This window comes from Saccharopolyspora dendranthemae, assembly GCF_007829955.1.
Taxonomy (GTDB): domain Bacteria; phylum Actinomycetota; class Actinomycetes; order Mycobacteriales; family Pseudonocardiaceae; genus Saccharopolyspora; species Saccharopolyspora dendranthemae.
This window is the reverse complement of the sequence record NZ_VIWX01000006.1, coordinates 383630-397237: the sequence shown is the minus strand read 5'-3', so window position 1 is coordinate 397237 and position 13608 is coordinate 383630. Positions and strand designations below refer to the sequence as shown.

Genomic DNA, 13608 nt, shown 5'->3' with positions numbered 1-13608 from the left:
TGCTCGGCTGTTCGGTCGGTGTGTGATCCAGCTCCCTCAAAACTGTCCCCGGCAGCGGAGCCCGACTTGTACTCTCTGCCTTCGTGATCGCTCATCTGAGTGACGGTCGTGATCACGAACGTGGAGGGGGCACTCGATGACCACCGGGATGGAAGGCTTGGCCGCCGGCGCCTCAGCGCTGCAGGGTCAGTCGGACGGCCTGCGCGCGGCCGTCGACAACGGCCAACTCGTGATGGATCCCGAGCGGGCCGAAGCTGTGGCCAAGGTCTATGACGAGAAGGCCGACGACTTCCGTGGGTTTTACCGGAACGGGCAGCGATTGCTCACCCGCAACGCCTACGGCGACTGCTTCATCGGGCATGACTTGGAGAACAAGTTCAACGAGAAGGTGCAGCCCAAGCAGGAGTCCGGGGCGGGACTTCTGCCCATCCTTCGAAAGATGGAGCAGACCCTGCGTGACATGGCGCAGGCGTACAGGGATTCCGCGCGTGACATGCAGAATACCGATGACGAAAACGCTCGAAATCTTCCGAAAGTCTGATCTGATGGTGGGTATGCACAAGGCGACTATGGGCAGCGCGCTGTTCGCTGCGACGGCGTTGTTGATCGCTGGATGCTCGGGTGGTCAAGGTACCCCCGGCCAGCCAGCCGGTGAGGCGGACAACGGCGCGCTGAAGAGCTTCGACCCGTGCACAGCGCTGCCCGCGGACCAAGTCCAGTCCTTCGGTGGTTCGTTTCCCGGGGTACCGAGCGATCTTGGTGTCGGGGAGGTCGGGTGTGACTTCCGTGGTCAGGACGTTGAGTTCGGTGTGCTGAAGGCGGAGACCAGCGACGAGAAGTATTGGCAGGGGCAACGAGACCAGTTCGACCAGTTCACTCCGAACCAGGTCGGCGCGCACAGCGGTTTCGCCGGTATTGCTTTGGGCGGTAAGGGTTTGGGTGGTTGCCGCCAGATCATGTATGTCGGTTCTGGTTCGGTGATCGTCGACATCACCTACAGCTCGGACAAGATGCCGAGTGACGAGGAGACCTGCGGCAAGGCCAAGGAGATCGCGCAGGCCGTCGAGTCGAAGCTGCCGAAGTAGGAACTGTCGAGGGGGAACGACATGGGGAACCAGTTCACCGACTTCGTCGGCGACGTCGGCTCGTCCGCCAAGGACGCGTTCGTCGGTGTCGCCGGTGGTGAGACCTCCGTGCAGGAGGAGGCTCGGCTCGCGCGGGAGGACGCTGCCAAGGCCGGGCGCCAGGATCTGAAGGCGCTCACCCAGCAGCAGCAGAACCTCCAGGTCAACGGCCACGACCCCACGTCGATCACCCAGCAGGACAACTGGCAGAACTGGGACCAGGCACGCTTGGCCAGTCAGCTGAAACCGTCTTTGAACATCGAGGCGATCAACCGTTCCGGGCAGGCGTGGGAAAAGCTCGGCCAGATGATCACCGAATCGCTCGGTGACCTCGATCAGCGGACCCGCGCCGCTGCTGGTGACGGGATGCGGGGGCAGGCCGCGGAGGCCGGGCTCAACGCGGCGAAGCCGCTGCAGGAGTGGGGCCGTGCCTTCGGCGACTCCGTTCGCGGAACGGGCCTGAAGATCCAGGAGGCCGGGGTCGCCGCAGAGCAGACCAAGGCCTCCATCCAGGAACCCGCCGGGTACGACGGCGCGCGCACCGCGGTGTCGGCGATGGTCTCGCCCGTCGGCGGTCTGATGGACGGCGCCGCGCAGATGCGGGAGCAGAAGGAAGCCGATCAGCAGGCTCGCCAGGTCGCGGAGAACGTCTACGGCAAGGGCTACCAGGGCGTCGACTCCAGCACTCCGACGTTCCCGCCGCCGGTGAACCCGCTGGCTCCGCCACCACCCCCGCCTGGAGGCGAGACGCCCGGCGGTCCCGGAACCGGAACCGGTAGCGGCTATTCCGGCAGTGGTTCCGGGAGCGGCAGCGGCAGCGGATCCGGCAGCGGCTCGGGCTCGTCCGGTTCCAGCGGTGGTTCCGCTCCCGCTCAGAGCAGTTCTCAGTGGGCCTCGCCGTCCCCGGCCGGTCCCGGCATCGGTGGCGGTGGGCAGCCCGGCACGACTCCGCCCGGGGCGGGTGGCCAGCCCGGCGGGTTCGCCGGCGCCATGCCGCCCGGTGCGGGCGCGGGTGCCGGTCGCGGGGCCGGAGGCATGGGCGGCGCTCGTGGCGCCGGTGGCGGCATGGGTGCCGGAGGCAAGGCCGGCGGTGGCATGGGCGCTGGTGGCCGGGCCGGCATGGGCGGACTCGGCGCAGGCGGCGCTGCCGGTGGTGCCGCAGGTGCCGGAGCGGGCGGCCGTGGTGCCGGAGGTGCCGGTGCCGGTGCCGGAGCGGGTGCGGGCCGCGGCGGTCAGGGCGGCGGAGAAGACGCCGAGCACGAGCGTCCCTCGTGGCTCGAAGAGCAAGAAGACATCTGGATGGACGACATGCCCAAGACCGCGCCACCGGTCTTCGGCGAGTGACGAGGGTGGGGGAAGTTTTCATGAAAACTTCCCCCCACCCATGATCTTCAGTAGCTGGGGGAGGAAGCGTGTCCGAGCGTTGGCTGCTGCCACCGCTGTGGTTCGACCTGTGCTGGGAGATCGGCGGGTTCGACGAGCACCCGTTCCCGATCTCCGTTCGCTCGCACGGTGAGACGCTCGAAGAGCGTGCCGTACTTCGCCAACGGGCCGTGCCTGAACTGCAGAAAGCCGGTCTGCTCGCGCAGAGCGGGTTGACCCAGCGGTTCGCGGAAGTCCTCGGGCAGCTCGCCAAGCCCGGCTTGTGGATCGAAGGGCTGTGGATGCCCGACGAGAGCACCGATTCCCCGTTCCGGCTGCTGTCGGTGGCCACCGAGCAGGGCGCGCTGCTGCTCGTCCAGCAATCCGGGGACGCCGAGAACTACGGCGGTGACCTGCGGATATCGGTTCTGCCGCGGACGTCGGTGGGGGCGGCTGCGGTGCAGGGCATGCCTCCGGCACCGGTCGGCAAGCGCCCGCGCCTGGCCGTTCCGTCGGCCGACATGGTCGTGCGGAGGCCTGCGGACGACTTCGAGAGCATCGACCACATGCAGTCCTCGGGCCCGCGCAAGGCTCCCGCCGCTGAAGCGCTGCGGAACTTCGTGGAGGCCCCGCACCACCGGGACGGCCAGTTCACGGCCAACCTCCGCGACCGCTACGGCCGCACCCACCGCTCCGCGGTGCTGAAGTGGTTCGACGCCCCGGAACCGGACGGCCGCTACGGCCTCACCCAGGCGCAACGCCCCGGTGTGGGCCCGGAGCTCGTCCTCGCGGGCCTCGGCGCACCAGAACTCACCTCCGCTCTCGAGAACCGAGTCGCCGAAGTCCGCGCCCTCGCCAAGGCCTGACCCTCCTTATCCGGTCGATCACGCACCGTCGTCGGCTGGTTGCGGGAGGATGTTGGTGCGTGGGCGCCCGTGGGCTCTAGGGTGCTCATCCGGGGGGACGGCACCGCCGGGACGGCGGGGCCGGATGACGACGTCGCCGCTGGCGAGCGCTTCGGCGACGGTGAATGGAGTTCTGGGTGTCCCTGCACGTCTCGATCGACTTCGGCACATCGAGCACATGCACGGTGGTCTCGGTCGGCGGCGCTGAACCACAGGTGGTCGTCATCGACGGGCAGCCGTTGGTGCCTTCGGCGGTGTTCGCCGCAGCGGACGGCACGTTGTTCGTCGGGCACGAGGCTGAGCGGCAGGCGGCGGTCGACCCCGCCCGATTCGAGCCGCACCCCAAGCGCCGCATCGACGAGGGCGAACTGCTCCTCGGCAGCACCGTGCTCAAGGTCGGCGACGTCATCCGCGCCGTCCTGCAGCGCGCGGTCGGCGAGGCCCGCCGATTCGCCGGTGGCGCGGCCGTCGACCTGCTCGTCCTCACTCATCCCGCCGACTGGGGTGCTGTGCGCTCGGCGGAGCTCCGGCAGGCCGCGACCGGCCTGGGCAAGGAGATCGTCCTGGTGCCCGAACCGGTCGCCGCGGCCGTCTTCCACTCGGCGGGCAACGGTCTGCCCGATGGCGGTGCGCTGGCCGTCCTCGACCTCGGCGGCGGCACGGTCGACGCGTCCGTGGTGCGCAAGCAGGGCGCGTCCTTCCAGGTCCTGGCGACCAGGGGGGAACCGAACTTCGGTGGCGCCGACATCGACCAGCTGCTGCTGGAACACGTCGGCAAGCTCGTCGGCGGCATCGACCCGGACGCGTGGCGCAAGCTCGTCGAGGGCCGCGAGATGCCCGATCGCCGACGCCGCCGCGTGCTGCGGCAGGACGTGCGCGGTGCCAAGGAGACCCTGTCCCGCCACGCCTACACCGACGTCCCCATGCCACCGCCGTTCTCCGACGCCCACGTCACGCGCGCCGACCTGGAGAAGCTCATCGCCGCGCCGCTGGCGAAGGCCGCCGAGCTCGTGCTGACGACGTTGCGCGACGGGCAGGTCGCGCGAAGACAGCTCGCCGGGGTGTTCCTGGTGGGCGGTTCGAGCCGGGTGCCGATGGTCGCGCGACTGATCCACGAGCGGACCGGCGTCGTCCCGGCAACCCTCGACCAGCCCGAAACCGTGGTCGCCCGGGGCGCTTTGCGCGCCGTGCGGCTCGACCCGGGACGCAGCGGCGGCCTGGCTCCCACCGGGACCTGGGCCGGCACGACCGTCCGCGACTACCCGGTCCCCGGCCACCAGCCGATCAGGGGAGATTCGGGAAGCCACCCCCGGCCGGTGGTCATGACCGGCGACGAACCGACCCGGCCGGTGACCAAGCGCCCGAAGCTCAAGCGCAAGCGGAAAACGCCGTGGCTGGTCGGCGCCGGTGCGGTGGTGCTCGCGGCGGTGGCCGGGATCACGGTGCTGCTGCTGTCCGGTCAACGGCCGCAGGCCGAACCGCTCGTGCCCGCGCAGCAGACGGCGAAGTACGACTACCAGTTCGCGCATCCGGGCAGCTGGCGCGACGTGGGCGGCGATCCGGCGAAGTTCCAGACCCTCATCGAGCCGGGAGACGCGCCGCAGGGATCGCTCATCGCGGTCGAGGAGGGGCGGCTGACCTTCGACACCGACGGCGACCGCACCCGGGCCGTCCAGCTGCTGCGCGGGGAGTACGAGAAAAGCGTTGCGGCGGGCGAGAAGTTCTCACTGTTCACGCCGTCCACCAGCTTCGCCGGACGAGACGTCGTGTACTACCGGGAAACCCTGCCTGAGGCGACGGTCGAGTGGTACACGCTGTACAAAGGTCAATTCAAACTGAGCGTGGGCTGCAAGTACGGACCGGCCGGGAAGGACGAGGTCGTTCGCGCTTGCGAACAGGTCGTGGGATCACTCGCCGTCCGGTGATGCATTTGCGAACGGACTCCATTCGGCGGAGCCACGTTTCAGGTTTTCGCAACCGCAAAACCGTCGGTGACCTGCAGGTTCCGGATTTCGCGTTTACAACAGCAACGGCTTGACCAGAAATCCAGGACAACGGGGAACCGAACGTGGCAATGTCTGCGTCGCAGGTTCATCAGAGCTTGATACCGAGTTTGAAGGGGGTCATCCAGAGATGGCTGGAATTGGTGCGGACACCGAGGCGATCCAGCAGGCGTCGGTTGACATCGACGAGGCGCGCAACGCCGTCGAGCAGGCGCTGCAGCAGCTGCAGGGGCAGCTCGAAGGCCCGGTCCAGAACTGGAAGGGCGCCGCGGCCGACGTCTTCCGCAAGCTGATGGAGCAGTACGAGCAGAGCGGCAGGACGATCATCCAGAAGCTGGACGAGCTGGGCCAGAACGTGCAGTCCTCGGGTCAGGACTACGCGGCCACCCAGGAGGAGCAGGCGCAGGAGATCTCCAAGATCACCAGCATGCTCGACGGCTGATTTCGTTTTACCGCGTGTCGCAGATTCCACATTTCTTGAGCTAGACGCATTCGAGGGGACAGGTAATGAGCGAGATCAACGTCAACTTCGCGGAGCTGCAGCAGGCTTCCGACGACCTGCAGCAGGCCGCCCAGAAGATCCAGGGTGAGCTGGACGACCTGGAGGGCAAGATCCAGAAGCTCGTCGCCACCTGGGAGGGCGAGGCCGTGGCTTCGTACCAGGAGGCTCAGGCGAGCTGGGACCAGGAAGCGGCCAAGATGCAGGAGACCGCCGCGAAGATGGGCATGGCCGTGGGTGCGGCCAACGAGTCCTTCCAGGCCGGCGAGAAGAAGAACGCCGGTCGCTTCGGTGGCTGAGCTCACCTCGCACTGATTTCCACGTCGATGGCTCCGGTGTTTTCTCCGGGGCCATCGGCGTGTCCGGCGGTTGATCTCCATTTGCGGAGGTCCGATCGCCTTTGCCGGGGTCCCCGACGGGGACCGGCGAGCATTGGCTATGCTGGATCCGGTTATCTGCCAGGTCAGAACCTCGAATTAGCAACCGAGGACCCGTTTTGACCGGGCCAGAAGCCACCAAGTACCCTCATTCTTTGTTGTGCGGTGCGCGGCTGCAGTTCGCGCCAGCGGAACGGACCCGCAAAAGCGGGTCTCGGTCCCGGCGGCGGTACTGGACGGACGTGCCGGTTCCACGAGAAGACCTCGTGCGGACCGACCGGCGTGATCGAGACGGGCTCCGCACTGACGATTCCGACGCGAACGACGACGAGGTAGACCCGTGCGCACGTACAGCCCGAAGCCCGGCGAGGTGACCCGCGCCTGGCATGTGATCGACGCCGAGGATGTGGTGCTCGGCCGGTTGGCAACTCAGGCCGCGACGCTGCTGCGCGGCAAGCACAAGCCGACCTACGCGCCGCACGTCGACACCGGTGACTTCGTCGTCATCATCAACGCCGAGAAGGTGGCCCTCACCGGTAACAAGCGCGACCAGGCGTTCCACTACCGGCACTCCGGGTACCCGGGTGGTCTGCGCAAGCAGTCCTTCGGCCAGGTGCTCGACTCGCACCCCGAGCGGCTGCTGGAAAAGGCGATCAAGGGCATGCTCCCGAAGAACAAGCTCGGCCGGGCCATGGGCAAGAAGCTCAAGGTCTACGCCGGCCCGGAGCACCCGCACCAGGCCCAGAACCCGCAGGCGTTCGAGATTAAGGCGAAGGTCGAGAAGTGACTGACGAACTGCAGCAGGAAGAGGCAGTGAACGCTGCCGCGGAGGAGACGGCCGAGACCGTCGCCGCTGACGAGACGGCCGACGCTGCCGCCGAGGAGACGGCCGACGTCGCCGCGGACGAGACGGTTGACGCCGTCGCCGCGGACGAGACGGCCGCCGACGAGCCGGCTCCCGCCCCCGTTCCGGTTCCGGTCGGTGGCGCGGTGCAGACCGTCGGCCGCCGCAAGGAAGCCGTGGTCCGCGTGAAGCTGGTGCCGGGCTCCGGCCGCTTCAAGCTCAACGGCAAGACCCTCGAGGACTACTTCCCGAACAAGGTCCACCAGCAGCTCATCAAGGAGCCGCTGGTCACCGTCGAGCGCCTCGAGAACTTCGACGTGCTGGCGACCCTGCGCGGTGGCGGCCCCTCGGGTCAGGCCGGCGCGCTGCGCATGGCGATCGCCCGTGCGCTGACGGTCTTCGAGTCGGAGGACCGCCCGGCGCTGAAGAAGGCCGGCATGCTCACCCGTGACGCGCGGGAGAAGGAGCGCAAGAAGTACGGCCTCAAGAAGGCCCGCAAGGCGCCGCAGTACAGCAAGCGCTGACGCGAACCCCAGCATCACCTGCGGGAGCAGGTTTGCCCACTCGGGCGAACCTGCTCCCGCAGTTTTTTCAGGCTCGGTCCCAGTTTTAGTCCAAACTGAGCAGGCAAAACGGACATTGATCATGCTCAGTTTGGACTAAAACTGGGAGTTGCCGCGCTCGGGGGATGCGTCGAGTGCCGGATGACCGGTTGTGCGAGGCTTGTCCGAGGACCGGTCGCAGACACGAGGAGGACTTGCTGCTGATGGCTCGGTTGTTCGGCACTGACGGTGTGCGCGGATTGGCCAATGGCGATCTCACGCCCGAGCTGGCGATGGCGGTGAGCTCGGCCGCCGCTCGCGTGCTCTACGACCGCGACGACTCCCGGCGCCGGGTGGCGCTGGTCGGTCGCGATCCGCGGGCCAGCGGCGAGATGCTCGAAGCGGCGGTCGTCGCAGGTCTGACCTCCGCGGGTGCGGACGTCCTGCGCATCGGCGTCCTGCCCACCCCTGCCGTGGCCTACCTGGTCAAGGAGCTGGGCGCGGACATCGGCGTGATGATCTCCGCTTCGCACAACCCGATGCCCGACAACGGGATCAAGCTGTTCAGCGCGGGCGGCAACAAGCTCCCGGACGCGATCGAGGACGAGATCGAGGCTCGCCTCACCGAGGATGTCGAGCGCCCCACGGGCGTGCACGTCGGCCGAGTCCGAGACGTCCCGGACGCCCTGCGCCGCTACACCGACCACCTGCTCATCGCCGCCCCGCATCGGCTCGACGGCCTCAAGGTCGTCGTCGACTGCGCCAACGGCGCGGCCTCCGAAGCCGCCCCGGACGCCTACCGCCGGGCCGGCGCTGAGGTCGTCGCCATCAACGCGGACCCCGACGGGCTCAACATCAACGACGGCGTCGGCTCCACCCACCTGGACGTGGTGCAGGCCGCCGTGATCGAGCACGGCGCCGATCTGGGCATCGCGCACGACGGTGACGCCGACCGCTGCCTCGCCGTGGACGCCGCCGGTGACGTCATCGACGGCGACCAGATCATGGCGATCCTCGCGGTCGCGATGTGCGAATCCGGCGAGCTGGCGGACAACACGCTGGTCGCGACGGTCATGAGCAATCTCGGCCTGCACCTGGCGATGCGCGAGCACAACGTCTCCTTGCGGACCACCGCCGTCGGCGACCGCTACGTGCTGGAGGAACTGCGCTCCGGTGGGTACTCGCTGGGCGGTGAGCAGTCCGGGCACGTCGTGCTGCCGGGTCACGCCACCACCGGTGACGGCCTGCTGACGGCGCTGCGCCTGATGGGCCGGATCTCGGCGACCGGCACCGACCTGGCCTCGCTGGCCAAGGTCATGCGCCGGCTCCCCCAGGTGCTGATCAACGTCCGCGTCGCGGACAAGGCCGCCGCCGTGGTCGCTCCCGAGGTCGTCTCGGCCGTGGCCGAGGCGGAGGTCGAGCTGGGCGAGACCGGCCGGGTCCTGCTCCGCCAATCCGGCACGGAACAGCTGGTCAGGGTCATGGTCGAGGCGGCCAGCGAGCAGAACGCTCAGGACGTCGCGGAAAAACTGGCGAAAATCGTTTCCGCAATTCGGTGATCTTTGTGATGTGAGTCTCCACGGGGCCCGAATCTGTGAGACCCTGCTCACATGGGTGCCATCGTCGTCGCCATAGCCGTAGGGCTCGTTGCTGTCGGGCTCGTTGTCGGGATCATCGCTCTAGGTGCGCTGATGATCGTCGGCCTGAAGGCCGTCAACACAGCTCACGAGGGCCGTTCTTGGTACGTCAACCGACGGCAGCAGCACAAGGTGTGAGCGACCGATGCGCCTCCTCGGCGACCTGTTCACGGTCTTGATCATCCCGCTCGTCTGCATGCTCCTGGGCGCGCTCATCTTCGCGGTCGTCCTCGCGCAGGGATGGGGCCTGCAGACGCTCGTGCAGTGAACGCCGTCCCACCAACGCCCCGCGTTCGTTAGGCTCGCGGGGCGATCACGGTTGGACGGAGGTTGGCGTGCTTCAGATTTTTTGGCCGTTGGTGGGGCTCCTCATCGGCGGCGGTCTGGGTTTCCTGGTCGGCTTTCTCGTCTTCCGCCCCAAACAGGCCGGGCACGGTTACGCCCAGCAGCCGCAGTTCGCCCAGCCTCAGCAGTGGCAGGCGGCGCCTCAGCAACCGTGGCAGCAGACGCCGCCGCAGCAGTTTCCTCCGCAGCACGGCTACGGTCAGCAACCGCGCCCGCCTCAGTGACGACGCGCTAGTCGTCACCATCGTCGCCGTCTACGGAGTAGAGCTATGTGGGATCTCATCCTGTTTCTGCCCATCGGTTTCGGGATCGGATTTCTGATCGCGTTCCTGGTCCACCGCAAGCGTTCGGTTCAGCATGCCTACCCGCAGGGGCAGCAGCAGTGGGGCCAGCAGGCGCCCCAACAGCAATGGGGCCACCCCCAGCCACCGCCTCAGCAGCAGTGGGGTCAGGCGCCTCAGCCACCGCAGCAGCCCCACCCTCCTCAGCAGGGGTACGGGCAGTACCCGCAGCGATGACTTCGAGCCCGGTGACAAGAACGAGCTGATTGGAAAAACGCGGGGTTCCTGGCCTGGCAGGATGCGGACCCATGGGATCCATCGTGCGCCCCTTGATCGGAATCGTTCTCCTGCTGCTCGTCGCGGGGGCGATCACCCTCGTGATCGTGCTGGCGAAGAAGCGGAACAAGCCTGGCCAGCAGCCTTACGGCCACCCCCAGCAGTACCCGCAGCAGCCCCAACAGCATTGGGGTCAACTCCAGCAGCAGTGGGGTCAGGCGCCTCAGCCACCGCAGCAGCAATGGGGGCAGGCACAGCAGCCCCACCCGCCGCAGCAGGGGTACGGGCAACCTCCCCAGCAGTGAATGCTCGGCTTCGCGGATGCAAGTACCTGGGCCGTTCCGACCTCAAAGGCGCCTGACCCTGCGAAGATGAGGAACCAGATCGTCTTGGTTCACGTCGGAACCTGTGCTTGAGCGCTTCGAGAGCGACGGCAGGTTTCACTGATGGAGGGGGAAGGGTGACCGGGTTCGGGGCTAACGCCGGTGAGTTCTCATCGGCAGGTGGAAGTATCCGTGCGGCGGCGGATCCGGTCCGCGACCAGCACAGCAAGAACATCTCCGACATGGGCATGGGGCAGGCCGACTTCGGCAAGGCCCATGGCGAGAACTTCCAGCCGTACGACCAGGCCATGAAGAAGATCGGCAAGTGCGTCGAAAGCCTCGCCGCCGGCATGGACGACTTCGCCGGAAAGCTGGAGCAGACCGGCTCCGGCTACGACTGGTCTGACGCGGATGCCGCCAGCACCGTCGGAAAGTCCGGGGGTAACTGATGGGCGACGACTCGAACCTCCCGCCCTGGGAGGACGTTAAGACGGTCCTCGACGATCCGAACGTCTCGGACGACAAGAAGCGCCAGCTCGCGATCGCATACGGCCAGAACTCCGACGAGATCTGGGGCAATGGCATCAATGACGAGGTCGAGCCCTACCTCGACAAGTACGACGACGGGTACTGGCGTCTTCATGGCGAGGGTTTTCTCAATTCTGACATTGAGCAGAACCTCAAGGACTCCTACAAAGACGCCAAAGACGAGTCAGACAAGGCCGCGAAGAAGGAGAAAGAGCACGACCAGGCGGTCAAGGACGGCAAGGGCAAGCTCGACGACGCCAAGCGCAAGTCCGAGAACGGCGAAAACGGCGGCGCAGGCGCCAAGTCCGGTGATGAGCTGCTCGACGCGGGGAAACCCGGGCTTCGGTTCTTCGACACCTGGATCCCGCTCTACGAGAAGATCGAGAACGACTACGGGGACAAGACCAAGGTCCGGAAGCTCGACCAGATCCACGAGCTGTACGACCAGCAGCGCCAGCTGAACTTCGACAAGTTCGCGAAGAACATCGAAGACCTGAAGAACGCCGAAAAGGGCATGCGCGAGTCCGTGCAGACCATGTCCGACAAGCTCGGTGGTTTGTGGAAGAGCTGGACCGGTGGAGCGTCGGACGCGTCGCAGGACTTCTTCTCGTCGAAGTTCACGCCGACCGCGCAGGAACGTGTGATCCAGAAGGTCAGCGACGCTGCCTCGAACACGCAGGACACCGTGAAATCCGTGTCGTCGATGATCCAGGACAAGGCGAACGCTGCGCTGGAGCTCGACAAGTTCTCAGAGCGCATCGGCGAGAAGGCCGAGCAGGACTGGGACACCACCATCACGGTGGCGAACGACACCGAGGACGACACGACGCTGCGCAAGGCTTGCCAGATCTGGGGAATCCCGATCGACGAAAGCTGTGGCGACTTGAAGCCGGACGTCCGGGACAAGATCAAGCAAGAATGCCACAAGGTCGTCCGCCACACCTTTGCCAAGTCCGTGGAAGACACCTGCGCCGGCTTCGTGAAGATGTGCGAGGACACCAAGAAGAACATCGACGACGCCTGGAAGAAGCTCAACGACGAGTTGGGCAAGGCCGAGGAGAACCCCTTCCAGAACCCGGGTCCGGCCGACAAGGGCGGTGACCAGAAGCCCGGAGGCCAGCAGCCAGGCGGTCAGCAGCCCGGTGGTCAGCAGGGTGCCGGTGGCGCGGGTGCAGGAGGCGCCGGAGCGGGTGGTGCTGGAGCCGGTGGTGCCGGTGCCGGAGGCGCGGGCGCTGGCGGCGCTGGAGCTGGTGCCGGCGCTGGTGGTGCCGGCGCTGGTGGAGCGATGCCTCCCACGCCCGAGATGCCCAAGCCTCCGGAGATGCCCGAGATGCCGCAGGGCCCGGGCATGCCCGGACAGGGCGGGCCAGGCGGCCCCGAGGGCGAGAAGGTCACGCTCGGCGAGGGCCAGAACGCGGTGACCGTGCAGGAACCGGGCGCCGACGGCAAGACCCAGGTCCAGCTGATGGGCCCCGACGGCCAGCCCAAGACCTACGCGGTCGACTTCGGTCATGGTCAACCGGGTCAGGTGCCCGGCCAGCCCCCAGCCGGTCCCGGTGGTGTGCAGACCATGCCCGCCCCGGCTCCCGGAGCCCCTGTCCCCGGCGGAGGTCAGCCGATCCCGGTCGAGGCAGGACCGGACGGGCGCGCCGTCATCCACGAGGGCGATCGCACCATCACGCTGGAGCAGGGCCCCGGCGGTGAGATGAAGGTCAGCGTCGACAACGGCGGCGGCCAACCTCCGCTGAACCAGACGGTCGACTTCGGCGACGAACCGAAGCCGCCGACCCTCGGTGGACCGGGAACCCCGCCAGGGGAAGGAATCGTCGGCGGCCCGTACCCGGCGGAGCCGCCGCAGCCCGGTGTTCAGCCCGGCGTCCCGCCGGTCGAGCCCGGGATCCCGCCGGCCGATCCCATTTCCCCTGCGCCCGCACCTGATCTCGCCGGAGCCGGAGCCGGAGCCGGAGCCGGAGCCGGAGCCGGAGCTGTGGGCGGTGCGGCAGGTGGTTTCACGACCATGCCCGCGCCGGACACCAGCGGGTTCACCACGATGCCCGCGGCGGACGCGACTGGCGAGCCCGTTCCCGGCTCTCCGGCGGCGACCACGGCTCAATCGGCGGGTGTCGGTTCGCCGGCTCCCCAAGGCGACGGCGTGCAGAACTCCTTCGCGAGCATGGCGGGCAACCTGTTCGGCGACGGCCCCGACGGGGCCGCTCCAGGGCAAGCTGGTTCCAGCGGTCTCTCGTCGCTGGGCGGAGGTGACCCCGCTGGAGGAGCACCGCACGGTGCGGGTTCGGCCGGGCTCTCCTCGCTCGGCGGTGACCCGGGTGGCGGTGGTCAGCCCGGTGGCGGGCAGAGCGGCCAGGGCGGTTCGTCGGCGATGGGCGGCGGCATGATGGGTGGCGGCATGATGGGCGGCGGTCAGGGCGGCCAGCAGGGCGGCGACCAGGAACGCACCAACGCCAGCCCGTGGCGCACCGAGGGCCAGCTCTTCGACGACGGCGTGGACGCGTCCAACGTGCGCTTCCGGTCGGTGCTGGGTGAGGACCGGGACCGGTGAGC

The 13608-nt window shown here is 67.8% G+C and carries 16 protein-coding genes; all 16 read left to right on the top strand.

Annotated features, from left to right (window positions below):
- The first annotated feature begins 136 nt into the window (after positions 1-136).
- A complete protein-coding gene (locus tag FHU35_RS26340; RefSeq protein ID WP_246110585.1) occupies positions 137-541 on the top strand; it encodes a hypothetical protein in 405 nt (134 codons plus the stop codon).
- Positions 507-1085 carry a DUF3558 domain-containing protein gene (locus FHU35_RS26335; protein WP_246110584.1) on the top strand — a complete coding sequence of 193 codons (579 nt, stop codon included), beginning with the start codon at positions 507-509 and terminating at the stop codon, positions 1083-1085. The genes FHU35_RS26340 and FHU35_RS26335 overlap by 35 nt, the downstream gene beginning before the upstream one ends.
- Positions 1086-1106: 21 nt before the next feature.
- Positions 1107-2468 carry a hypothetical protein gene (locus FHU35_RS29470; protein ID WP_186459627.1) on the top strand — a complete coding sequence of 454 codons (1362 nt, stop codon included), beginning with the start codon at positions 1107-1109 and terminating at the stop codon, positions 2466-2468.
- A gap of 68 nt (positions 2469-2536) precedes the next feature.
- The gene (locus FHU35_RS26320; RefSeq protein WP_145744506.1) at positions 2537-3352 is read left to right on the top strand and encodes an ESX secretion-associated protein EspG; all 816 of its coding nucleotides are present in this window, start codon (positions 2537-2539) and stop codon (positions 3350-3352) included.
- Positions 3353-3516: 164 nt separating this feature from the next.
- The gene (locus tag FHU35_RS26315) at positions 3517-5316 is read left to right on the top strand and encodes a type VII secretion-associated protein (protein WP_145744504.1); all 1800 of its coding nucleotides are present in this window, start codon (positions 3517-3519) and stop codon (positions 5314-5316) included.
- A gap of 208 nt (positions 5317-5524) precedes the next feature.
- Entirely contained in the window at positions 5525-5836 is a 312-nt protein-coding gene (locus tag FHU35_RS26310) for a WXG100 family type VII secretion target (RefSeq protein WP_145744502.1), read from the top strand.
- Positions 5837-5901: 65 nt separating this feature from the next.
- Positions 5902-6192, top strand: coding sequence for a WXG100 family type VII secretion target (locus FHU35_RS26305; protein ID WP_145744500.1), 291 nt, complete (start codon positions 5902-5904; stop codon positions 6190-6192).
- Positions 6193-6610: 418 nt separating this feature from the next.
- Positions 6611-7057: a 50S ribosomal protein L13 gene (gene rplM, locus FHU35_RS26300; RefSeq protein ID WP_125093019.1), complete on the top strand. Its 447-nt coding sequence runs from the start codon at positions 6611-6613 to the stop codon at positions 7055-7057.
- Positions 7054-7638: a 30S ribosomal protein S9 gene (gene rpsI, locus FHU35_RS30060; protein WP_145744498.1), complete on the top strand. Its 585-nt coding sequence runs from the start codon at positions 7054-7056 to the stop codon at positions 7636-7638. The genes rplM and rpsI overlap by 4 nt, the downstream gene beginning before the upstream one ends.
- Positions 7639-7880: 242 nt before the next feature.
- On the top strand, positions 7881-9215 hold the full coding sequence (glmM, locus tag FHU35_RS26290) for a phosphoglucosamine mutase (protein WP_145744496.1): 1335 nt from the start codon (positions 7881-7883) through the stop codon (positions 9213-9215).
- 51 nt (positions 9216-9266) lie between these two features.
- Positions 9267-9431 (top strand): hypothetical protein, encoded by a 165-nt coding sequence (locus tag FHU35_RS29460; protein WP_186459625.1) that lies wholly within the window; start codon positions 9267-9269, stop codon positions 9429-9431.
- A 7-nt stretch (positions 9432-9438) separates the two neighbouring features.
- The gene (locus FHU35_RS30245) at positions 9439-9561 is read left to right on the top strand and encodes a hypothetical protein (protein ID WP_281290272.1); all 123 of its coding nucleotides are present in this window, start codon (positions 9439-9441) and stop codon (positions 9559-9561) included.
- Positions 9562-9628: 67 nt separating this feature from the next.
- A complete protein-coding gene (locus FHU35_RS26285; RefSeq protein WP_145744494.1) occupies positions 9629-9862 on the top strand; it encodes a hypothetical protein in 234 nt (77 codons plus the stop codon).
- A 386-nt stretch (positions 9863-10248) separates the two neighbouring features.
- A complete protein-coding gene (locus tag FHU35_RS26275; RefSeq protein ID WP_186459624.1) occupies positions 10249-10500 on the top strand; it encodes a hypothetical protein in 252 nt (83 codons plus the stop codon).
- Between the two features lie 155 nt (positions 10501-10655).
- Positions 10656-10967 carry a hypothetical protein gene (locus tag FHU35_RS26270; protein WP_145744492.1) on the top strand — a complete coding sequence of 104 codons (312 nt, stop codon included), beginning with the start codon at positions 10656-10658 and terminating at the stop codon, positions 10965-10967.
- A complete protein-coding gene (locus tag FHU35_RS26265; RefSeq protein ID WP_145744489.1) occupies positions 10967-13606 on the top strand; it encodes a hypothetical protein in 2640 nt (879 codons plus the stop codon). Before FHU35_RS26270 ends, FHU35_RS26265 begins: the two co-directional genes overlap by 1 nt.
- Positions 13607-13608: the final 2 nt, after the last annotated feature.

Coding starts and splice junctions, on each gene's coding strand:
- FHU35_RS26305 (WP_145744500.1), top strand. CDS start 5,902: ATGAGCGAGATCAACGTCAACTTCGCGGAGCTGCAGCAGGCTTCCGAC.
- FHU35_RS29470 (WP_186459627.1), top strand. CDS start 1,107: ATGGGGAACCAGTTCACCGACTTCGTCGGCGACGTCGGCTCGTCCGCC.
- FHU35_RS26315 (WP_145744504.1), top strand. CDS start 3,517: ATGGAGTTCTGGGTGTCCCTGCACGTCTCGATCGACTTCGGCACATCG.
- FHU35_RS29460 (WP_186459625.1), top strand. CDS start 9,267: ATGGGTGCCATCGTCGTCGCCATAGCCGTAGGGCTCGTTGCTGTCGGG.
- FHU35_RS30245 (WP_281290272.1), top strand. CDS start 9,439: ATGCGCCTCCTCGGCGACCTGTTCACGGTCTTGATCATCCCGCTCGTC.
- FHU35_RS26310 (WP_145744502.1), top strand. CDS start 5,525: ATGGCTGGAATTGGTGCGGACACCGAGGCGATCCAGCAGGCGTCGGTT.
- FHU35_RS26265 (WP_145744489.1), top strand. CDS start 10,967: ATGGGCGACGACTCGAACCTCCCGCCCTGGGAGGACGTTAAGACGGTC.
- glmM (WP_145744496.1), top strand. CDS start 7,881: ATGGCTCGGTTGTTCGGCACTGACGGTGTGCGCGGATTGGCCAATGGC.
- FHU35_RS26340 (WP_246110585.1), top strand. CDS start 137: ATGACCACCGGGATGGAAGGCTTGGCCGCCGGCGCCTCAGCGCTGCAG.
- FHU35_RS26335 (WP_246110584.1), top strand. CDS start 507: ATGACGAAAACGCTCGAAATCTTCCGAAAGTCTGATCTGATGGTGGGT.